Source organism: Roseospira marina (assembly GCF_014197855.1).
Classification (GTDB): Bacteria; Pseudomonadota; Alphaproteobacteria; order Rhodospirillales; family Rhodospirillaceae; genus Rhodospira; species Rhodospira marina.
This window is the reverse complement of sequence record NZ_JACIGJ010000010.1, coordinates 127692-148730: the sequence shown is the minus strand read 5'-3', so window position 1 is coordinate 148730 and position 21039 is coordinate 127692. Positions and strand designations below refer to the sequence as shown.

Below are 21039 nucleotides of genomic sequence, written 5' to 3'. Positions count from 1 at the left end.
CCAAATAAACCCTAGGGGTTTGTATGATTCTGGACGCCCGGAACGGCATGTCTATGAAATGCTTCGCTGTCCTGCGTTATAACACTCATAAGAAAATTAATATTTTCACTTCATGGTTTTATTACTTTTGGGTGCCGACAGGCATCTTTTTATGGGAGCGCCAGAGTACGGGGGCGCACATCTTTCGGTAGGTCTTGTTCGGGCCGGCTGGTGCATCGGCCCCCTCAGAATCAAAGGGGTATGCCGGTCGGCGGCACCGGGGTCGGTCCACGATCCGGCCTCGGCGCCGCTGCGTTGTCCGTCGTCGGGTGGTTTAAACGGCCAGGTAGGTGGCGCTGATGGCCGGCTGCGCATCCAACTCCGCGAACGTGCCGTCGAACCGGATCCGGCCGCCTTCAATGATGGTCGCGCGGTCGGAAATGAGACGGGAGAAGTGCAGGTTCTGTTCCGAAAGGATCAGGGTCACGCCTTCCCGTTTCATCGCGTTCAGGGCGTTGGCCATCTGCTCGACGATCCGCGGGGCCAACCCTTCCGAGGGTTCGTCGAGGAGAACAAGCGAAGGGTTTCCCATCAGCGTGCGCGCGATCGTCAGCATCTGCTGTTCACCGCCCGACATGTGCCCCCCTGGGCGTCGCCGCAGCTCCGCCAGATTCGGGAACAGATCGTAGAGGATCGCAGGCGTCCAGTGCGGCACGCCGTCGCGTGGCGGCCGTTCCCCGACCATCAGGTTCTCATCCACGGTCAGGTCGGTGAAGATCCGCCGGTCTTCGGGAACGTAGCCGAGGCCGCGCCCGGCGATCTCGTGGGTGGGGCGCCCCAGGATCGCGGCGCCGTCGAACGTCGCGGACCCTGTTACCGATGGCACGAGACCCATGAGGCTGGCGAAGGTGGTCGTCTTGCCGGCGCCGTTGCGGCCGAGCAGCGCGACAACTTCGCCGCGCCGCACCGTCAGGTCGACGTCGAAGAGGATGTGGGCGCGGCCATACCATGCGTTTAGCCCCCGGACCTCCAGCACCGCCTCGGTCATGCCGCTCCTTCCGGCGCATAGAGCGCGCCCGACCCCAGGTAGATCGCCTGAACCTCGGTGTTCGCGCGGACCTCAGCCGGTGAGCCCGCCGCCACCAGCCGGCCCCGGTTCATCACGAGAATCCGGTCGGCGTGGCCGAACACGACGTCCATATCGTGTTCGGTGAACAGCACGCTCACCCCCTTGTCGCGGACGATGTCGGCCGTCAGTCGCATGAGCTGGAGGCGCTCGCGCGGGGCCATGCCGGCGGTCGGCTCGTCCATCAGCAGGACACGGGGCTCGTTGGCCAGTGCGATCGCCAGTTCGAGGCGCTTCAGGTCCCCGTAGGCCAGCGTGCCGCAAGCTCGCCCGGCCTGGCTCGCCATCCCGACCCGGTCGAGCAGCGCCATGGCCTCGTCCCGATACTGCCCGCCGGCGAACGGCAGCAGGGCGCGCAGCCGTCGGTGATGCGACAGCAACGCCATCTGCACGTTCTCCATCACCGTCATCGAGGAGAAGGTCGCGGTGATCTGGAACGTGCGCCCGACGCCCATGCGCCAGACCGTGCGGGGCGGGCAACCAACGATTTCGTCGCCGTACAGGCGGATCGAGCCGACGTCGGGCTGGATCTGCCCATTGAGCATGTTGAAGCAGGTGCTCTTGCCGGCTCCGTTCGGGCCGATCAGCGCCAGCAGCTCGGTTTCTCCCAGGGAGAACGACACGTCGTCCACGGCCCGGAGCCCGCCGAACGACTTGCACAGGGCCTCCACGACCAGCGCACTCATGGCGCCGCCTCCCAGTCCTCGGGCGTGTGCTCCCCGGCTCTTCGCGCGCCCAGACGCGCGCGCAGCCGTGGCCCCACCTGTCGCTGCCAGAACCCGGCGATGCCCTCGGGGAAGGCGACCACCAGCACCACGATCAGGCCGCCCAGCACGAGCTGCCAATAGGCGATCTGGCTGGTCATGTAGATCGACAGCGCCTTGTAGGTCGCCGCGCCCACGATGGGACCGGAGACCGTCTGGATCCCGCCCAGCAGCACCATGACCAGACCGTCCACCGAGGTGGCGATGGAGATCACATCGGGGAACACGCTGCCCTTCAAATAGGCGTACAGGGTGCCGCCGACCCCGGCGAACGCGCCCGCCAAGGCGAAGCCCATCCATTGCACGCGCTGGCGGTGGATGCCGATGGCTTCGGCGCGCAGCACGCTGTCCCGGCAGGCCCGCAGCGCGTAGCCGAAGGGCGAGAAGATCACGCGCCGGATCGCCACCAGCCCCAGCCCGCACAGCCCGAGGACGAGATAATAGTACACCTGCGGATCGGCGGCCCACTTGGACGGCCAGATGCCGAGAATGCCGTTGTCCCCGCCCGTCACCTCGTACCACTGGAAGATGATCGACCAGACGATCTGCGCGAAGGCCAGGGTCAGCATCGCCAGATAGACGCCGGACAGCCGCACGCAGAACCAGCCGAACAGCAGGCCGCCCGCCAGCGCCAGCAGCGGCCCGAGCAGGATTCCGAGTTCCATCGGCGCACCGATGAAGCGGACCAGCAGCGCGGCGCCGTAGGCTCCGAGCCCGAAGTAGGCCGCATGCCCGAAGCTGACCATGCCGCCCACGCCCATCATCAGGTGCAGGCTGGCCGCGAACAGGGCGAAGATCAGCAGCTCCGTCACGACGGTCAGCAGGTAGGGGCCGGCCACCAGCGGCAGCAGCGCCAGCGCCCCGGCCAGAAGCAGCGACGCCGCCAGGCCGGCCGGACCGAGCCGGCGCAGGGGCTCCACCGCCTGCCCGACCGAGGCGCGCGGGTGGGCCTCCGGCCGGCCAAGCAGGCCCCAGGGCCGCACCACCAGCACCGCCGCCATGACCAGGAACACCAGCACGAGGCTGATCTTGGGGAACAGCAGGATGCCGAAGGCGTTCAGCTCCGCGATCATCACGGCGGCCAGGAACGCGCCCAGAACGTTGCCCAGGCCGCCCACCACGACGATCACGAAGGCCTCGACGATGACCTGAAGGTCGAGCGCGTGATGCACCGCCTCGCGCGGGATCTGCAGGGCGCCGCCCAGCGCGGCCAGGAAGATGCCCAGGGTGAACACGGAGGTGAACAACCATTTCTGGTTCACGCCCAGCGCGGCCACCATGGTCCGGTCCTCGGTCGCGGCGCGGACCAGCACGCCCCACCGGGTGCGGCGGAACAGCAGCCACAGCCCCAACAGCACCAGCGGCCCCATGGCGATGACCAGCAGGTCGTAGGTCGGGAACAACTGCCCGAAAATGGGAATGGCGCCGTCCAGGCCGGGGGCGCGCGGCCCCAGCAGGTCCTCCGGCCCCCAGATCATGACCACCAGGTCCTCGACCATCAGCGTGAGGCCGAAGGTCGCCAGAAGCTGGAACAGCTCGGGCGCGGCATAGATGCGGCGCAGGATGGTCATCTCCACCAGGGCGCCCAGGCCCGCCACCGCCAGCGCCGAGAGCGGCAACGCCACCCAGAACCCGAACGGCCCGGGCAGGTGGGTGGCGAGCGTGTACGCGAGGTAGGCCCCCAGCATGTAAAACGCGCCATGGGCAAAATTCACGATCCGCGTGACGCCGAAGATGATCGACAGGCCGCTTGCGACCAGGAACAGCGAAGAGGCACTGGCCAACCCGTTCAGGAATTGCGCGACCAGAAAATCCAACGCGGCATCCTCCGCTCGGTCGGGTCAGGGATAGGGACGGGATCGTGAGGGCGGGGCGCCGTCGCGCCCGGGCTCCGGTCCTGCGTCGATGTGAGACCACCTATAAGGCGTATCGGATCCGCCGAGGGGCGACAAGGCCTGCCGTTCGGGGGATCCACCGCAAAGGTCCGCTGACGCATTAATTCGGCCGCGCGCCTGCACGGGCCAGACATGAAAACGGCGCGCCGGGAAAACCCGACGCGCCGCCTTCAACAGGGCTCTCCGTGTGCGGAGGGCTCCAGATCCAGGCCCGAAGGCTTAGTTCTGGAACATGATCTCCACACGACGGTTCATCCGCTCGACGGTGCCGTCACCGGTCGGAACCGCCAGCCGCTCTTCGCCGTAGGCCTCAAGCTGCATGACTTCCGACGCGATACCGCGGGCGGCGAGGGCCTGCGACACGCTCTCGGAACGACGCTGGGACAGCACGACGTTGTAGTCGCTCGGGCCGCTGGTGTCGGTGTGGCCGACGACCAGAACGCGCGGCGGCACGACCTGCTGGTATTCGGCGGCCACGGTGTTCAGGGTCGCCAGAGCCTCGCCGTCCAGAGCGGACGAATCGAGGTCGAAGTACACCACGAACGGCGTCCCCGGCATGGCCGGCGAAGCGAGTTCGTTCATGGCAATGGTGAAGTTCTGCTTGCATTCCGCAATGTGGGTGGGCTGCCGGTCTTCCTCGGCCTCTTCCATCCAGCAATCGAACATTGCCTGGGCGCGGGCCGCCACCGGCGGATTCGCGTCCGCGGCGCCCTGGCCGAGAACGGTCATGAGGTCCTGACGGGCCGCAGCCAACTCGTCGGCGTACTTGGCCGGCAGGTCACGCTCGTCCAGAGAGGTCGGAGACACGGCCTCACCCATGGCGGCGGCCTTCGCCTTCGCCACGTAGTAAGCGGTGTCCGGCCAATCGCCATAGCCTCGCTCGTGCGCGGCCAGGGCGGCATATTCGCTCTGCAGGGCCGCCTGGAACGGCGAGCCCATGCTTTCCATGCTCTGGGCGCCTTCCACGTCCCACTTGTTCGCACAAGCGGACAGGAGGCCGGCCGCAGCAACTGCGACGATCACCTTCTTGAACATTTAGGCACTCCTCCATCACCTGATCAGATGGGCAGCCGCATTTGGTAGGTTGCGACCGCTCTCCATAAAATGACAAACATATACTCGCTCGCAGCGTCAACGGGCGACCCGGGGGGAGCACCGCGTTGCGCCGCGCCGTGACCATATTGCCGCACACCCCCGATCATGCGGCATCTGAGACACCCGGTATAGCGAAATTCACACCGTATTGGTACATGAAATCGGAACCGGATCAGATGGGGCCGTGGAATGGCGGCTCCCCGGCACGACCCCCGTGTTGACCGGTCCTGGAAAGGCGATATCCCATGAACTTGATCGGTCTTACGCGGTCCGAGCTGACGACCGTCCTCTCTCATATGGGAGAGAAACCCTTCCGTGCCAGACAGGTCTGGCATTGGATCTATTTCCGAGGGGCCACCGACTTCGACCAGATGTCGACCCTTTCCAAGGATTTGAGGGGCCGTCTGGCGGCCGAACACACCCTTGGTCGCCCCACCGTCAGCCGAGAGCAGACGGCGCAGGATGGCACGCGAAAGTGGCTGCTGCGGTTCGCGGACGGCAAGGAGGCGGAAGCCGTTCATATTCCAGAAGACGGCCGGGGCGCGGTCTGTGTCTCCTCGCAGGTTGGGTGCACCCTGACGTGCCGTTTTTGCCACACCGGGACGCAAATGCTGGTTCGCAACCTCGACCCGGCCGAGGTGGTCGGCCAGTTCATGGTCGCACGCGACAGTTACGGCGAGTGGCCGACGCCTACTGACGAGACTCGACGGCTGTCCAATGTCGTCCTGATGGGCATGGGCGAGCCGCTGTTCAACGTCGACAACGTCGCGAAGGCCGTATCCATCCTGTCGGACGGCGAGGGACTCGCCCTGTCGCGTCGGCGCATTACGCTGTCCACGTCGGGGGTGGTGCCGATGATCGAGCGGTGCGGCCGCGAGATGGGGATCAACCTTGCGGTCAGTCTGCATGCGGCGACCGACGAGGTGCGCTCCGAGATCATGCCAATCAACCGGAAATACCCGCTCGACCAACTTATGGCCGCCTTGCGGGCCTACCCGGGGGTGTCGAACGCGCGGCGCATCACGCTGGAATACGTGATGCTGAAAGGTGTCAATGATTCGGACGCGGATGCCCGGGCGTTGATCCGGTTGGTGCAGGGTCTGCCGTGCAAATTCAACCTGATTCCCTTCAACCCCTGGCCCGGCGCGCCTTATGAATGCACGCCGATGCGCCAGATCGAACGGTTCGCCGATATCCTTGCCAACGCCGGGTTGACGGCGCCGATCCGCATGCCGCGCGGGCGCGACATCCTGGCCGCCTGTGGACAGCTCAAGAGCGAGTCGGAGCGCGAACGCCTGCAAGGCTATCGGGCGCGGCTGGCGACCATGACCGCGGAGGAGCGCGCCGCCGCCGAGGCCGAGCACGGGCGGGCGATCGGCACCGGTACGCTCTGACGGCGCCCGGCCCCGGCAGGGGAGCGGCCGTTTCCATGGCCGCTTATCCGTGGGGGATGCTTTATTGGAAGCCTCCACTTCCCTGCTGGCCGCCGTAGCCACCCGGTTGGCCGCTATACCCGCCGCCGGGTGGCGGCTGCGATCCACTGTAGCTGCCACCGGGCGGGACGGTCGGGCCGCCGGCCTGTTTCCAGGCCTCCAGGCCGCCCCGGTACCAGAGCACATTGCTGTAGCCGAGGTTGATCGCGCGCAGGGCCGCATTGTACGACATCCAGCACTCGCGCGATGCGCAATAGAAGATAAGCGGTGTCTGGATGTTGCCCCGGGTGGCCTGCCGCAGGAAGCGGTCCATCTGCTGTGAGACGCCATCGCCGAACTGGCCCGGCTGGCTGGCCGGGACCGCCGGAATCGCGCCCGGCAGGGTTTCGTTGGCGCCCAGGACGTCGAACAGCAGATAGGGCACCTGCTGGCCCTGGACCAACTGCACCAGACCGAGCGTGGTGATGACCTGCCCCCCGGGGATGCTGCTTGGCGTCGGCCCGTGCATGGGGCCGGTGTGCAGGCTCTGCGTCGGGGGCACGCCCAGGTTCTGGGTCTCGTACTGCGCCAGTTGCTGGAGGACCTGGACCACCTGGGGATCCATGCCCTGTCCCGCGCCGCCCCCGCCGTCGACCGGCGGTGACTGGCCGTAACCGGGCTGTTGCTGTCCGTATCCGGGTTGTTGCTGGCCGTACCCGGGTTGTTGCTGTCCGTATCCGGGCTGTTGTTGCCCATAGCCCGGCTGTTGCTGGCCATACCCGGGTGTTTGCTGGCCATAGCTCGGTGACTGGGCCTGCCCGAAACTGTCCTGTGCGACACTGGCATGGATTGCACCGGATGCCGTCAGGACCAGGACCGATGCCCACAGAATGCGCAGTGGTTCCGTCATACCGCCCTCCCCTCCCGTATGAACCCGTGGTGCGTCTGCCCGTCCTGTCAGCGGGCGGCGTGAAGCGGGCGCCCGTCGATCCCCAGCGCCCGGCGCGGATCGAAAGCCGCATCGTCGGTCAGAACATAGGTTCCGTCACTGAGTTGCCACGCATGGCCATAACTGTTGTCGAGCTGGACGGTCCCCCCGTTCAGGGGATCGACGTAGGTTTCGACCCCGCGGATCGCCTCGATCTGCTCGCGATGGCCGCGGTCCCGGATGGCCTCGCGGTCGCTGTAGCCCTGGCTGATGATCTCGCTGATCTCGCGGTTGGTCTGGCTGGTGATCTCCGCCATGCGGCTGGAATGCTGCGCGTTCTGACGATTGAGCACGGCATGATGCCGGGCGATCTCCCGCGACCATTCCGGGCCGGGGCGGATGGATTTACGGATCATCTCCGCCATGCGCAGATCCAGTTGCCCGGCCTGGGCCGCCGCCACGAAGCCGGGCATGGAGCTGCCTCCGCTGACGGTCATGCCCGGCATCCCGCTCATGCCGGCCAGCGTGATGCGCCAAAGCATCGCCGTCGCGGCAATGGAGGCCCGCATGTCCCGGCCCCGCTCGTCCGTGAAGGCGATGAGGAGCTCGCCCGCATCCACGGTGGTCTCGTACGACAGGCCGGAGGCGTTTTCCCGGTACACGAGGGCCTGGAGGTCTCGGATCAGGTCCGGGCGCGGGCGGAAGTCGAGAACCCGCGCGTTCGGGATCAGGCGGCCGACGTACTGCGTCAGCAGGTCCCGCGCCGAGCCGATCTGAAGTTGCGGACAGGGGCCGCCGGGTTGGCTGGTCCAGGTGATCGTGGGCAGGATCGCAACGCCCGCGCTGTCGTCCGGCAACCCGGCCTTCCAGGAGAAGTTATAGCCGGAGCGGTTGCAGGCGTTGGCCGGGTCCCATTGGACGCCGCCTTGCTCCTGCCACTGAACCGGCACCATCACGGTATAGGCCACCAGCGGCCGGCCGAAGCCCTGGGTGTCCATCACCGGCACCGGGCGCACATGCAGGGCGGTCCGGTCCTGGGCAACGGCGGGGCCGGTGGCCGTTAGGGCGGCCATCAGGGCGGCCATCAGGGCGGAGGAGGCGCCGAGCGCGGCGCCTTTCATGCGGGCGGTGCGGCGGGGTCCGACGGGGGCGGAGCGAGGGTGTGTCACGGCGGCCCTCCCAATCCATGCACTTTAGATTCACTATAACACAAAGCGGTCCCGCGTCACCCTCGACACGCCGCCGAGGGGCGCGATCGGGACCCCCGATCCGCGCCGCAGCCTGAACGCTGCTCATGAAACACATGATCTAAGATCAGCCTTTTTCTGAACAATTGTCATGGCGGTCCATTGAGGGCACCGCTAGACTTTTGTCCCGGGCCGTGAACCAGTAACGCTCGAGTCGAGGAGCAGCGCGCCACCATGACCGAACACACCAAGCCCGAGGATGAGGCCAACGCCGGGGCGTTGGCGCAGGCCCCGACCGCGGCGGGCATGCCCGACACGGGACCGCTCGCGGATATTGCCGCCCGGGTGCAGCGGGCGCACGCGGGGCTCAGCCCACAGTTGCGGCAGGCGGCGCGCTACATCCTGGCGCATCCGGAGGATGTGGCCCTGACCTCCATGCGTCGGCTGGCCGATCACGCGGGGGTCAAGCCCTCCACGATGGTGCGGCTGGCGCGCGCGCTTGATTTCGACGGCTACGAAGCCTTGCGTGAACCGTACCGCGCCTGGCTGCGCGGCGGCGAGGGCGCCTATCTGGCGCGGGCCCGCACGCTTCAGGCCCGCCAGGCGGGGGCCGTTGGGGATGCCGCCCACGCGGCCCTGCTGGAAGATATGCTCAGCGCGGACGTCGCCGCGCAGCGCGAGGGCCTGCATCCGGCCAACGCGCGCGCCCTGTACCGGGCGTGCGACCGGATCCGGGCCGCCCGCACGGTATACGTCCTGGGGCTGCGCTCCTGCCACGCCCTGGCACATCTGTTCCACTACGCCTACAGTCTGGTTTATGATAACAGTGTGCTCGTCGACGCCGCCGATGGCACGCTGTTCGACCGGTTGGCCCGGATCGGCCCCGAGGACGTGGTCCTGTCCATCAGCTTTCGGCCCTACACTGAAGGCACGGTGCAGGCGACGGCCTTTGCGGTGGCGAAGGGGGCGCGGGTGGTCGCGCTCACGGACAGCCTCGTGTCCCCTCTGGCGGCCGAGGCCACCCAGACCATCGTCATCGATACGGCGTCGCCGAGCTATTTTCAGTCCCTGGTCCCGGCGCTGGCCCAGGTCCAGGCGCTGCTGGCCTTGATCGTGGCCGCGGGCGGAGAGGATGCCTTGAACGCCATTGACCGCATGGAACGCGACCTGGATGCCATCGGCGCGTACTGGACGGAACCCAAGAGGCGGCGGAGAACCCCATGACCTCGTCTTCGCGTATTTTTCATCGCCAGCCGGGGGCTGCGTACCCGGTGGCGGTGTCCGGTGACGGCCCTTGGCTGATCGACGCCGACGGGCGCCGCTATCTGGATGCCTGCGGCGGGGCGGCGGTGTCCTGCCTGGGGCACAGCGACGCGATGGTGCGCGCCGCCATCCGCGCCCAGGTGGACGATCTGGCGTACGCGCACTCGGCCTTTTTCACCACCCGGCCCGCCGAGGATCTCGCGGATCACCTGATCACGCGCGCCGCGGCGCGGATCCCGGACAACCGTTTGAGCCGCGTATATCTGGTCTCCGGCGGATCGGAAGCGGCCGAGGCCGCCCTGAAGCTGGCGCGCCAGTACTTCCTCGAAGCCGGAGAGCCGACCCGGCATCGCATCATTGCGCGTCGGCAAAGCTATCACGGCAACACGTTGGGCGCGCTGGCGGTGGGCGGCAACCAGTGGCGCCGGGCGCCGTTCGAGCCCATGCTGATGCCCGCGACCCATATCGCGCCGTGCTACCCCTACCGCGACCGGCGGGACGACGAGACCGAAGAGGCGTATGGACAGCGCGTGGCCGACGACCTGGACGCTACAATCCGGACGCTCGGCCCCGAGACCGTGGCCGCCTTCATCGCCGAGCCGGTGGTGGGCGCGACGGGCGGCGCCGTGCCGGCGGTGCCCGGGTACCTGCGGCGCATCCGCGAGATCTGCGACCGGCATGGGGTCTTGCTGATCCTCGACGAGGTGATGTGCGGCATGGGCCGGACGGGCCATCTGTTCGCCTGCGCCGAGGACGGGGTGTCGCCCGACATCCTGATGATCGCCAAGGGGCTCGGGGCCGGCTACCAGCCCATCGGTGCCATGCTGTGCAGCGATCGCATCTACGACACCATCGTGACCGGCAGCGGCTTTTTCCAGCACGGGCATACGTACCTCGGCCATGTGACGGCCTGCGCCGGGGCGCTCGCCGTGCAGCGGCGGATCGAGGCCGACGACCTGCTGGCGAATGTGCGGACCCAGGGCGCGGCCCTGCGCGCCGCGCTGGAGGCCGCATTCGGCGATCATCCCCATGTCGGCGATATCCGGGGGCGTGGCCTGATCCTGGGCCTGGAGCTGGTCGCGGACCGCGCCACCAAGGCCCCGTTCGATCCGGCCGTCCGGTTGCACGCGCGGGTGAAGGGGGAGGCGATGGCGCGCGGCCTGATGTGCTACCCGATGGGCGGCACCATCGACGGCCGGCAGGGCGACCACATCATGCTGGCGCCGCCGTTCATCCTGGGCCCCGAGCATATTCCGGAGATCGTGGACCGGCTGGCCGGGGCGCTCGACGCCGCCCTTGAGGGAGCGACGGGGTAGGGGCGGGGGGCGACCACGCCCGCCGCCCCTTCGGAAGGCCGCCCCGGGGTTAGGCTGCCGCGTCCAGATCGTCCGGATCCAGCATGCGGGTCAGCGCCCGATAGTCCGCCTTGCCGCTCGGCAGCAGGGGCAGGGCGTCCAGCACAACGATGCGGCTGGGCACGGACAGCTCTGACCGACCCTGCGCCCGCACGTCTTCCCGCAGGCCCGCCGAATTGACGTCGGCGCTCGTGGTCGCGAGCAGGATCCGCTCGCCCTTGCGGGGGCAGGGCAGGGCGATGGCGGCGTGCTGGGCGTCCGGCCAGCGGGCGGTCGCCACCTGCTCGACGGCACCCAGCGAGACCATTTCCCCGGCCACCTTGGCGAACCGCTTGGCCCGGTCCACAAGCGTCAGGAAGCCGTTCGCGTCCCGGTCCACGATGTCGCCGGTGTCGTACCAGCCGTCGGTCGGGGCTTCCAGATGACCCGGCCGTTCCACCCGCAGGTAGCCGAGCATCACGTTGGGACCCCGTACCCGCAGGCGGGCGCCGCTCTCGACGCCGTCCACCGGCTCCAGCCGGGCGTCGAGCCCGGGCAATAGGCGGCCGACCGTGCCCGGCTTGTGGTGCATGGGAGTGTTGACGGCGATCACCGGGCCGCACTCGGTGGCGCCGTAGCCTTCCAGAAGGCGCAGCCCGAACTTCTCGGCATACAGCGTCCGGGTGGTCGGTTTGACCCGCTCTGCTCCGGCGAACACCAGGCGGACGGAGCTCAGATCGTACGCATCGGCGGCCTTGCCGTAGCCGGCCAGGAAGGTGTCGGTGCCGAACAGCACCGTGGCCCGGCTGTTGTAGACCAGCTCCGGGATGGCCCGGTAGTGCAGCGGCGAGGGGTACAGGAAGACCGGTACGCCGTGCAGCAGCGGCAGCAGGACACCGCCCGTCAGCCCGAACGCATGGAACATGGGCAGCGGGTTGAACACTTTATCGGCCGGTGAGAAGGCGATCCGAGCCTGCAACTGGCGGCAGTTGGCCAGCAGGTTGGCATGGCTCAGCACGACGCCCTTGGGAGTGCCCTCGGATCCGGACGTGAACAGCACCACGGCCGGACGGTTCGGGTCGGTGTGGACCGGCCGCCCAAAGCGCGCCCGTGCTGCCGCGCGCAGCTTCGCGCTCCACCCGATGCGCGCTTTGATGTCCTCCAGATAGAGGACGGTCGTGTGGGCCGGGAGCCCCTCGATCAACGTCGACAGGTTGGCCTGTTCAACGAAGGCCCGGCTGGTGACGATGCGGCGCACCCCGGCGGCGGTGCAGGCCTGCGTGACCGGCCCCAGGCCCGCCGAGAAGTTCAGCATGGCCGGAACCCGGCCCGCCTCCAGCAGCCCGAACACCGAGACCAGCGTGGCGGCCATGGTGGGCAGCAGGACGCCGACGGTCTCCTCCGGCTCTGTCGCGCGGGCCAGTTCCGTGCTCATGGCGACCGCCGCCGTCCGCAGGCGGCCATAGCTCAGCGTGGTCCCGGTCGCATCCTCGACGACGGTGGTGCGGTGGTCCGACCGGCGGGCCGCCCGCCGCAGCGCCTCCGGCAGGGTGGTCGGGGTGGGCGCGGTTTCGAACACAAGCGCACTCATGGTGTCGTACAGGGCCTGTCCCAGGGCGTGGCGGCGGTTCGCACCAGTGAGGTCCTCGGGGCAGCTCAGCCGGCGCGCGGGCAGGATGGTGACCGTGACCCGGGGGAACCAGCGCTGGCGCAGCTTGTCGCCCAGCTTGGAAAACCGCGAGTACTGCGTGCCGTCGATGCGGACGGGCACGATCGGCACGTCCACCGTGTCGGCCACCACCGCCGGCCCGTCGTACACCTTCATCAGCCCGCCGGTGACCGACAGACGCCCTTCCGGGAAGATCACGCAGCGTTCGCCGGCCTTGGCCGCGCGGATGAAGGCCTTGAGGGCGTAGGGGTTGCCGGGCTCGATCTCGGCGCGGCGGATCAGGGCCATGAACGGGCGCGCCCACCATTTGCCCGCCACCTGCTTGTGGACGGCGAACATCGGCGCACCGGGCAGCCAGGCTGCGAGGATCGGGCCGTCCAGGTAGGACAGGTGATTGGCCACCACCACGGCGTTCTTCGGGGCGGCCTCCAAGTGTTCCAGGCCCTGGACGCGGACGCGGAAGGCGAGTTTGAACACGGTCTTGAACAGCCCGCGCAGGATGGTCTCCGGCCACGCCCGGATGGCCAGGATGATGGCGCCCACGTTCAGGACGGCGGCGATCAGGAACAGGTCGATCGGGGTCAGGCCCAGGGCCAGAAGGCCGGCGGCGCCCGCCGTCGAGAGCACAATGAACAAGGCGTTCAGGATGTTGCTGGCGGCAATGCCACGGGCGCGCTCGTCGTCCGGCGTGCGGTCCTGGATCAGGGCGTAGAGCGGCACGATCAGCAGGCCGCCGGACGTGGACAGCACCAGCAGATCGACCAGGATCCGCCAGTTCGCGGGCGAGGCCAGGAACGCGGCGGCGCCGATCAGGCCGGACTCCGTGGGCGGCACGACCGCGTAGGACGCCGCGACCAGATCAAAGGCGGCCACACCGGCGCCGATCAGGGCGAGCGGCGCTAGCCGGGCGGAGATGGCGCCGCGCAGCAAGGGCTTGCACAGCGCGGCACCCAGGGCCACGCCGATGGAAAAGACGGTCAGGAACAGTGTGACCACCTCGGCATCGCCGTGGAACACGCTCTTCGCATAGGCCGGAAACTGCGCCAGGAAGGTCGCACCCAGAAGGTGGAACCAGGCGATGGCCATCAGGGCCCGGAACACCTCGCGGTCCGTGATCGCGGCGGCGACGGTCCGCCAGGAGGCGGCGAGGGGGTTGCGCGGCACTACGAGCCCGGGCTGCTTGGCGACGCCGCGCGGAATGAACAAGCTGGTGACCAACCCGACGGTTGCCAGCATCAGCGCCGTCCCCGAGACGATGAGGGGGCCGCCCGGGGCGACGACCAGCAGGCCCCCGGCGATGGTGCCGCCGAGGATCGCCAGATAGGCCGCCGCTTCGATGTAGGCGTTGCCGGCCAGCAGCTCGTCCCGCCGCAGCAGTTCGGGCAACAGCGCGAACTTCACGGGGCCCAGCAGCGCGGACTGCGTTCCCATCAGGAATAGCGTGACCATCAGCATGGGCACGTTGCCGAGCAGGAAGCCGGCGGCGCCCAGGCCCATGATGGCGATCTCGGCGCCCTTGAGCCACCGGGTCAGACCTGGCTTCTCGACCTTGTCGGCCACGGCTCCGGCGACACCGGAAAACAGCAACCACGGCAGGATGAACAGACCCATCGCGGCGGTGACCAGCATCGGGCCGGCCTGCGGCGTGGCGGCGAGCTGGTAGAGCACCAGCACCACCAGGGCGTTCTTGAACAGGTTGTCGTTGAAGGCCCCGAGGCTCTGCGTGACGAGCAGCGGGAGGAACCGGCGTGAGCCGATGAGGGGGGTCCGTGTCATCGCGTCCTCCATGAAATGAGCGACCACTCACTTTCCGCTTGACCCTGCGGCGCGGCGGCGCCAAAGTCAACATGAAAGTGAGCGATCGCTCAGTTTTCGCCGGAGCAACCGAGGACACCGACATGAGAAACAAACTGAGGACCGCGATCCGTGGACTCGTCGCCCGTGCCGAGCAATCGGCGGTGGATGCGAACGGCCTGCTGATCCTGGAGCAGGAAATCCGCGAGGCCACGGCCATGCAGGCCCGGTTTCGCGGCGATCTGGCCACGCTGATGGCGCACGCCATGGGACTCCGCCGGGTGGTGCAGCGCCTGGAAGACGACCTGTCCACGCGCACCCAACAGGCGCGGCAGGCGCTCGACCGGGGGGACGAGGCGCTGGCCAATGACCTGGCCGGGCGCATCGTCGATCTGGAGGACTCCCTGAGGCGGCAACGGGACGCGCTGGCCGCCCAGGAGGAGCGCGTTCGTCGCCTTCAAGACGCGGTGCGCAAAATCGAGGGGCGGCTGGTCCGCTTGCGCCAGGACCATATGGAGGCCCGGGACATCCATGTCGTCCACAGCGCGCAGCGCGCGGGCGCACGGGCGTCGCAGGCCGTCTCGCAGTCTCTGACCGCTGCCGAGGAGAGCCTGGCGCGAATCCGGATGCTTCAACAGGAGGAATCGGACCGGCTGTCGGCGCTCGAACAGATCGACGCCGAAGCCTCCGGGCGCGACCTGGACCAGCGCCTTGAGACCCGCGGCATCATCCCCAACCGGACCGCCCGCGAGGCGGCGGTGCTCCGGCGGCTTCGCCACACCCCGAACCAGACCCAACCCCAAACTCAGCCTCAGACCCAGCCGGAAGGAGAGTCGTCATGAACCAGACCGAGCATGTGACCGCGATCATGGAGCCGTCGAAGGCCTGGATCATCCACTCCATCACGTCGTTCGCTATCTCGCTGGCGGCTGTTCTGGGTGGCGTCCTCAGCTTGCAGGTGGATTTCTGGGTGCAGGGGTTCCTGCTCATGGGGGTGCTGTTCTTGGCCGGGAATTGCTTCACCCTGTCGAAGGTGCTGCGCGATCAGCACGAGGCCCGGACCTGGCATCACCGCCTTGAGGTCGCGAAAACCCGCGAACTGATCGACAAGTATGCGGACGCCGCCTGATCTGGACGGCACGGGAGGGCGGCGCTACCCTGCCGCCCTTTCCGGTTTTCATTTAGGACGCCCGCATGCGCAAAGTCGAACGCACCCGACACCGCCTGAAGCGCGGGGCGCTGGAGCTGTTTGTCCATCAGGGAATCAGTGAAACGACGACCCGCCAGATCGCGGCGGCCTGCGACATGTCGGAGGGCAACATCTACCGGCATTTCCCGTCGAAGGAAGAGCTGGCCCGCGAACTGCTGCACGACGAGATGGTGCGTCTGGCGACGGGGTTGCGTGGCGCGGTCGCCGTGGACACGCCGTTCAAGGAGACCGTCCTGGCGCTGGTGCGGGCGTATTGTCGGCTGGCGGCGGAGGACTGGCTGGGCTTTTCCTATCACCTGCGCTTTCAGCACGAGATGCTGGGCGACCTGACCTTCGACCCGCAGGACGATCCTGTGGCGCTGATCCGGGACGTCGTCGAGGCCGCGATGCAGGCGGGTGTCATCCCGGTCCGCCCTGTCGAACTGGTGATCGGCATGGGCCTCGGCGTGGTCATGCAGACCGCGCTGCAAATCCTGTATGGTCGCCTGCCGGAGCCGCTCGACGACTACGCCGACGAGTTGGCCGAGGCGGTATGGCGGGTGGTCGGGCCCGTGGACGCGCCGTAACCGCGCCCACGGGCGCGGGCTATTCGGCGGCGGCGCGCGCTTCGGTCAGCCAGCCGTCCCAGGTCTCCTGGTGGGCGGCGATCCAGGCGTCGGCGTGGCGCATGATATCGGTCTCGCTGTCCTCGCCCTGGCGCATCAGCCGGTTCTGTGCGCTGACATCGTTGCTTGAAATCCGCATGATCCCGAACAGCGTGGCGGCGGCGGGATTCGCCTCGGCCCAGGCGCGGTTGGCGACGATGCGCTGATCGTTGGCCATAAAGCCGTAGTCGGCGCCGTTGGCCTGCGCGGTGTCGGCGTCCGGGTCGTCCGGCATGGCGGAGAACGGCACGGTCAGCCAGATCACGTCCTTGCCCGGCACCAGCACACCCGCCGTCCAGTAGGGCGTCCAGCCGTAGTACAGCACCGGCTCGCCGGCCTTGTAGCGCGTGATGGTGTCCGCAATGACCGCCGCGTAGGCGCCGCTGTTCTGGCTTACGGTGTCGCGCAGGCCGTAGGTGTCGATGTGGTGCTCGATGATGCTTTTGCAGTACCAGCCGGGATTGCAGCCGGTCAGGTCGGCCTTGCCGTCGCCGGTATGGTCGAACAGCGCCGCGAGGTCCGGGTCCTTGAGCTGGTCGAGGCTGGTGATGCCGTGGGCGTCGGCGGTTTTCTTGTCCATCAGGTAGCCCTGAAGACCGAGCGGGACGTACACGCCCTTGCGGTACAGCGCCGCATCGCCGCCGGCGGCCGCGTAGTATTCCGCCTGCTGCGGGTCCCAGTTGTCGGCCATGAAGGTGCCGTCCCCGTGGGCCAGGGCGATGAAGGCGGCGGCGTATTCGACCTCCTGGATGGGCTTGACGTCGTAGCCCAGCGCTTCCAGGGCCTTCATGACCAGCAGGGTCTGGAAGGTTTCCTCGGCGATGGAGCTTTTCAAGGGCACGACCTCGACGCCCGCACCGGGCTGGGTGTCGGCGGCGAGGGCCCCCGGTGCGGCGCAGGCGAGACCCAGGGCGGCGGCCAGGGGGATGATAAGCGCGAGGTGCCGCGCTGCGCGCGCGGGTAAGGCAATCATGGGCGGTTCTCCCGTGAGCGGGGGCGGCCGGCCGGAAGGGGACTGGTGCGAGGCTCCGCCCGGCGCCTACAAAAATCCCCCGGCGGGGCCGCCATCCCGGCCGTCCGGGATAGCAGCCCCGCGCGAGGGCATCGAGTCCGATCCGCCGGCGGCATGGCGCCGTCCGGCGGTGGAGCGGATCCGGGACAGGGGCTTACTCGGCGGCGGCGCGCGCCTCTTCAAGCCAGCCGTCCCACGTCTTCTGGTGACCGGAGATCCAGCCCTCGACGTGACGCGCGATATCGGCCTCGCTGTCCTCGCCATCGCGCATCTTCAGGTTCTGCGCGCTGATGTCGTTGCTCGAAATCTGCATGATCTCGAACAGCTTCGCGGCGGCCGGGTTGGCCTCGGCGAAGTCCTTGTTGGCGACGATGCGCTGGTCGTTGGCCTGGAAGCCGTAGTTGGCGCCGTTCGGCAGCGAGGTGTCGACATCCCCACGGGCGCCCGGCAGCGACGAGAACGGCACCTGCAGCCACACCACGTCCTTGCCCGGCACCAGCACGCCGGAGACCCAGTACGGGGTCCAGGTGTAGTACAGGATGGGCTCACCCTGCTGGTAGCGGGTGATGGTGTCGGCGATGATGGCCGAGTAGGAGCCCTGGTTGTGCGTGACGGTGTCGCGCAGGCCGTAGGCGTCCAGGTGATGCTCGATCACCTTCTCGCAGCCCCAGCCCGGGGTGCAGCCGGTCAGGTCGGCCTTGCCGTCGCCGTTGTTGTCGAACAGCGCGGCGATCTCCGGATCCTTAAGCTGGGCGATGTTGGTGATGTCGTGCTCTTCGGCCGTCTTCTTGTCGATCAGGTAGCCCTGCAAAGCGCCCGGGGCGTACACGCCTTCCCGGTACAGCTTCTCGTCGCCGCCGGCCGCTTCGTAGAAGTCGACATGCAGCGGGAACCAGCCGTCCGCCAGGAACGTGCCGTCCCCGTTGCCCACAGCCACATAGGCGGCTGCGTATTCCAGTTCCTTGATGTCCTCGACGTCGTAGCCGAGGTCTTCAAGCGCTTTCATGACCAGCATGGTCTGGAAGGTTTCCTCGGCGATGGAGGACTTCAGCGGCACCACGGTGACGCCTTCGCCGGGCATGGACTGGGCCATGGCCGATCCCGCCATCAGAGCGGTGGTCAGGCCGGCGGCGACGGCGACGCCGCGCAGGCTCACGCGGGAGCGAAGATGGGTCATGCGATCAGTCTCCTGTTGTGTGAGAGGCGTCCGAACCGCGGGCCACGCCGCCGGGGCGGCGATCGGGGTCCGGGTCCGTCGCGCTCCGGGGGCTGGTGCCGTTCCCCGGCTTCCGGAGCGTATACGGTGTGGACGGGGGCGACGAACGCCGCCCCCGTCCAGCGTTCCTCCTTATTTCGCGGTCTGGGCGCGCCCGGCCGTCAGCCGGCGAACGAGGCCGACCGGACCGGTGTCGTACCAAGCCACGTTACCCCGGTCGCGCTTGGAGATGCCCAGCGCCTGGGTCATGCGGTCGATGATAATGGCCAACAGCACGATGCCAATACCGCCGACCGTGGCCAACCCCATGTCGAGGCGACCGATACCGCGCAGCACCATCTGGCCCAGGCCGCCCACGGCGATCATGGAGGCGATGACCACCATGGACAGCGCCAGCATGAGGGTCTGGTTGACGCCGGCCATGATGGTCGGCATCGCCAGGGGAAGCTGCACCTTGAACAGCAACTGCGGCCCGGAGGCGCCGAAACTTCGCGCCGCCTCGACCAGATCGCCCGGAACCTGTCGGATGCCCAGATTGGTCAGGCGGATGACCGGCGGCAGGGCGAAGATGATGGTCACCACCACGCCCGGCACGTTGCCGATGCCGAACAGCATCACGATCGGCACCAGATAGACGAAGGCCGGCGTGGTCTGCATGGCGTCCAGGATGGGGCGTATGATCCGCGCGGCGGTGTTGCTGCCCGCCAGCAGAACGCCCATCGGCAGGCCGATGATGATACAGAACAGGACCGAGGTTAGGACCAGGGACAGGGTGACCATGGTCTCGTCCCAGGCGCCGATCAGGCCGACGAAGGTCAGCGAGAGCAGCGCACCGACGCCCAGGCGCCAGCCCGCCGCCTGCCAGGCCAGCAGGGCGATGAAGAGCAGCATGATCGGTGCCGGGACCGAGGTCAGGCTATGTTCCACCCCCGACAGCACGCCGTCGACCGGCCAGCGGATCCCCTGGAAGATGAACCGGTACTGCGCGACCACGTAGTCGAGGAAGTGCTCCACCCAGCCTTCCAGCGGGATCACCGAATGCTGGAACGGATGGAAGATGTCGAAGCCGGGGTCGGCCGGAGGCGCCGGGGCCTGACTGAGCCAGTCGGCACCGCCGCCGTCGGGCGTGGCGCCTGCGCGGCCGCCCCACGGATCGGCGGAGCCGCCGCCGTCGGGCGCCGCGCTTCCGCTGGCACCACCAGAGGCCCAGGGATCGGTGCTTCCGCTGTCCTGCGCGACCACGATGTCAGATGTCTGCCTAGCCATTCTCCGCACCCTCCCGGTTCAGCGCTTCCAGAAGCAGAGCGCGTGAGATCACACCCTTGTAGCGGCCGTTTTCGTCGACGACCGGCAGTCCGCAGGGCGCCTGGGCGACCACTCCGATGATGTCGCCGATGTTGGTGTCGGCCTTGATCGGGTCGATGTCGGGCAGGATGGCGTTGTGCAACTCGGGGTGAGCGGCCTTGGCCTCGGCCTCCAGCGACGCCACGGACACCACACCGTGGAAGTTCTGGCGCTTGTCCACGATGTAGGCGAAGTCGCGCCCGGCCCGCCCGATGCGCTGCAAGGCGGAGCGCACGTTGCCGTCGCGCTCCACCACGGTGACGTCCTGCTTGACGGCCACGTCGCCGGCGCTGAGCACGTTGCTGACGTTCACACCCCGGAAGAACGACTTCACGTAGTCGTCGGCCGGGTTGTTCAGGATTTCGTCCGGCGTGCCCACCTGAACGACGCGCCCGCCCTCCATGATGGCGATGCGGTCGCCGATGCGCATGGCTTCGTCGAGGTCGTGCGAGATGAAGACGATGGTGCGTTTCTGCTCTTCCTGAAGCGCGACCAGTTCGTCCTGCATTTCGCTGCGGATCAGCGGGTCGAGGGCGCTGAACGCCTCGTCCATCAGCATGATCGACGGATCGTTGGCCAGTGCGCGGGCGAGGCCGACGCGCTGCTGCATGCCGCCGGACAGTTCGTTGGGATAGCTTTGTGCATGCGCCCCCAGCCCGACCTGCTCCAACGCGGTCAGGGCGCGCGCCTCGCGTTCGGCCTTGGGCGTCTGGGACAGCTCCAGGCCGAACGCCGTGTTCTGCAACACCGTCAGGTGCGGCATCAAGGCGAAGGACTGGAACACCATGCTGATGTGCTTGCGCCGGAACTCCAGGAGTTCCCGCTTCGACATCTTCGCGATGTCGGTTCCATCGGCGATGATTTCACCCGCCGTTGGATCGATGAGGCGGTTCAGCATGCGCACCAGCGTGGACTTGCCGGACCCCGACAAGCCCATGATCACGAAGATCTCGCCCTCGCGTACCGTGAAGCTGGCATCCACGACGCCGAGCGTCATGCCCGTCCGTTCGAAGATGGCCGCCTTGTCCAGACCCTGACGATACAGGGCCATGGCGTCCCCCGGATCGTCCCCGAACACCTTGAACAGGTTGCGGACGACCAGTTTTTCCGTTGCGTTCAAATGTTCTGCCCTTCGCTCGTATGGCCGCGGTCCCTTCGAAGGCCCCC

17 protein-coding genes are annotated in these 21039 nt (G+C 67.9%); 6 read left to right on the top strand and 11 right to left on the bottom strand.

What is annotated here, in order from left to right; all coding sequences use genetic code 11:
- Positions 1–313: 313 nt before the first annotated feature.
- From GGD82_RS13945 to GGD82_RS13930, 4 genes are all read right to left on the bottom strand, one after another.
- A complete protein-coding gene (locus tag GGD82_RS13945) occupies positions 314–1027 on the bottom strand; it encodes an ABC transporter ATP-binding protein (RefSeq protein WP_150062844.1) in 714 nt (237 codons plus the stop codon).
- Positions 1024–1791, bottom strand: a complete 768-nt coding sequence (locus GGD82_RS13940; protein WP_150062843.1) for an ABC transporter ATP-binding protein — start codon at positions 1789–1791, stop codon at positions 1024–1026. The genes GGD82_RS13945 and GGD82_RS13940 overlap by 4 nt, the downstream gene beginning before the upstream one ends.
- A complete protein-coding gene (locus tag GGD82_RS13935) occupies positions 1788–3686 on the bottom strand; it encodes an ABC transporter permease (protein ID WP_150062842.1) in 1899 nt (632 codons plus the stop codon). Before GGD82_RS13935 ends, GGD82_RS13940 begins: the two co-directional genes overlap by 4 nt.
- A 297-nt stretch (positions 3687–3983) precedes the next feature.
- Positions 3984–4799, bottom strand: coding sequence for an OmpA family protein (locus GGD82_RS13930; protein ID WP_150062841.1), 816 nt, complete (start codon positions 4797–4799; stop codon positions 3984–3986).
- A 305-nt stretch (positions 4800–5104) separates the two neighbouring features.
- On the opposite strand from GGD82_RS13930, the gene rlmN reads away from it, so the two are divergent.
- A complete protein-coding gene (rlmN, locus tag GGD82_RS13925; protein ID WP_150062840.1) occupies positions 5105–6253 on the top strand; it encodes a dual-specificity RNA methyltransferase RlmN in 1149 nt (382 codons plus the stop codon).
- Positions 6254–6314: 61 nt separating this feature from the next.
- On the opposite strand, the gene GGD82_RS13920 is transcribed toward rlmN, so the two are convergent.
- Both GGD82_RS13920 and GGD82_RS13915 read right to left on the bottom strand, forming a co-directional pair.
- A complete protein-coding gene (locus tag GGD82_RS13920) occupies positions 6315–7181 on the bottom strand; it encodes a rhodanese-like domain-containing protein (RefSeq protein WP_150062839.1) in 867 nt (288 codons plus the stop codon).
- A 47-nt stretch (positions 7182–7228) separates the two neighbouring features.
- Entirely contained in the window at positions 7229–8368 is a 1140-nt protein-coding gene (locus GGD82_RS13915; protein WP_150062838.1) for a hypothetical protein, read from the bottom strand.
- A gap of 252 nt (positions 8369–8620) precedes the next feature.
- Here GGD82_RS13915 and GGD82_RS13910 point away from each other — a divergent pair, with 252 nt between their 5' ends.
- Positions 8621–9610, top strand: a complete 990-nt coding sequence (locus tag GGD82_RS13910) for a MurR/RpiR family transcriptional regulator (protein ID WP_150062837.1) — start codon at positions 8621–8623, stop codon at positions 9608–9610.
- The gene (locus GGD82_RS13905) at positions 9607–10965 is read left to right on the top strand and encodes an aspartate aminotransferase family protein (protein ID WP_150062836.1); all 1359 of its coding nucleotides are present in this window, start codon (positions 9607–9609) and stop codon (positions 10963–10965) included. Before GGD82_RS13910 ends, GGD82_RS13905 begins: the two co-directional genes overlap by 4 nt.
- 49 nt (positions 10966–11014) lie before the next feature.
- On the opposite strand, the gene GGD82_RS13900 is transcribed toward GGD82_RS13905, so the two are convergent.
- Complete coding sequence (locus tag GGD82_RS13900; RefSeq protein ID WP_150062835.1) at positions 11015–14428, bottom strand: acyl-[ACP]--phospholipid O-acyltransferase; 3414 nt, start codon at positions 14426–14428, stop codon at positions 11015–11017.
- A gap of 122 nt (positions 14429–14550) precedes the next feature.
- Between GGD82_RS13900 and GGD82_RS13895 the strand changes: the two genes are divergently transcribed.
- From GGD82_RS13895 to GGD82_RS13885, 3 genes are all read left to right on the top strand, one after another.
- Positions 14551–15288: a PspA/IM30 family protein gene (locus tag GGD82_RS13895; RefSeq protein WP_170284327.1), complete on the top strand. Its 738-nt coding sequence runs from the start codon at positions 14551–14553 to the stop codon at positions 15286–15288.
- Positions 15285–15575 (top strand): YiaA/YiaB family inner membrane protein, encoded by a 291-nt coding sequence (locus GGD82_RS13890; RefSeq protein WP_150062833.1) that lies wholly within the window; start codon positions 15285–15287, stop codon positions 15573–15575. Before GGD82_RS13895 ends, GGD82_RS13890 begins: the two co-directional genes overlap by 4 nt.
- A 65-nt stretch (positions 15576–15640) precedes the next feature.
- On the top strand, positions 15641–16222 hold the full coding sequence (locus GGD82_RS13885) for a TetR/AcrR family transcriptional regulator (RefSeq protein WP_150062832.1): 582 nt from the start codon (positions 15641–15643) through the stop codon (positions 16220–16222).
- Between the two features lie 19 nt (positions 16223–16241).
- On the opposite strand, the gene proX (GGD82_RS13880) is transcribed toward GGD82_RS13885, so the two are convergent.
- From proX (GGD82_RS13880) to proV, 4 genes are all read right to left on the bottom strand, one after another.
- Positions 16242–17273 (bottom strand): glycine betaine/L-proline ABC transporter substrate-binding protein ProX, encoded by a 1032-nt coding sequence (proX, locus tag GGD82_RS13880; RefSeq protein WP_150062831.1) that lies wholly within the window; start codon positions 17271–17273, stop codon positions 16242–16244.
- 193 nt (positions 17274–17466) lie between these two features.
- Entirely contained in the window at positions 17467–18489 is a 1023-nt protein-coding gene (gene proX, locus GGD82_RS13875) for a glycine betaine/L-proline ABC transporter substrate-binding protein ProX (RefSeq protein ID WP_150062830.1), read from the bottom strand.
- 171 nt (positions 18490–18660) lie between these two features.
- Positions 18661–19794 (bottom strand): glycine betaine/L-proline ABC transporter permease ProW, encoded by a 1134-nt coding sequence (proW, locus tag GGD82_RS13870; protein ID WP_150062829.1) that lies wholly within the window; start codon positions 19792–19794, stop codon positions 18661–18663.
- Positions 19787–20992 (bottom strand): glycine betaine/L-proline ABC transporter ATP-binding protein ProV, encoded by a 1206-nt coding sequence (proV, locus tag GGD82_RS13865; protein ID WP_150062828.1) that lies wholly within the window; start codon positions 20990–20992, stop codon positions 19787–19789. The genes proW and proV overlap by 8 nt, the downstream gene beginning before the upstream one ends.
- Positions 20993–21039 lie beyond the last annotated feature (47 nt).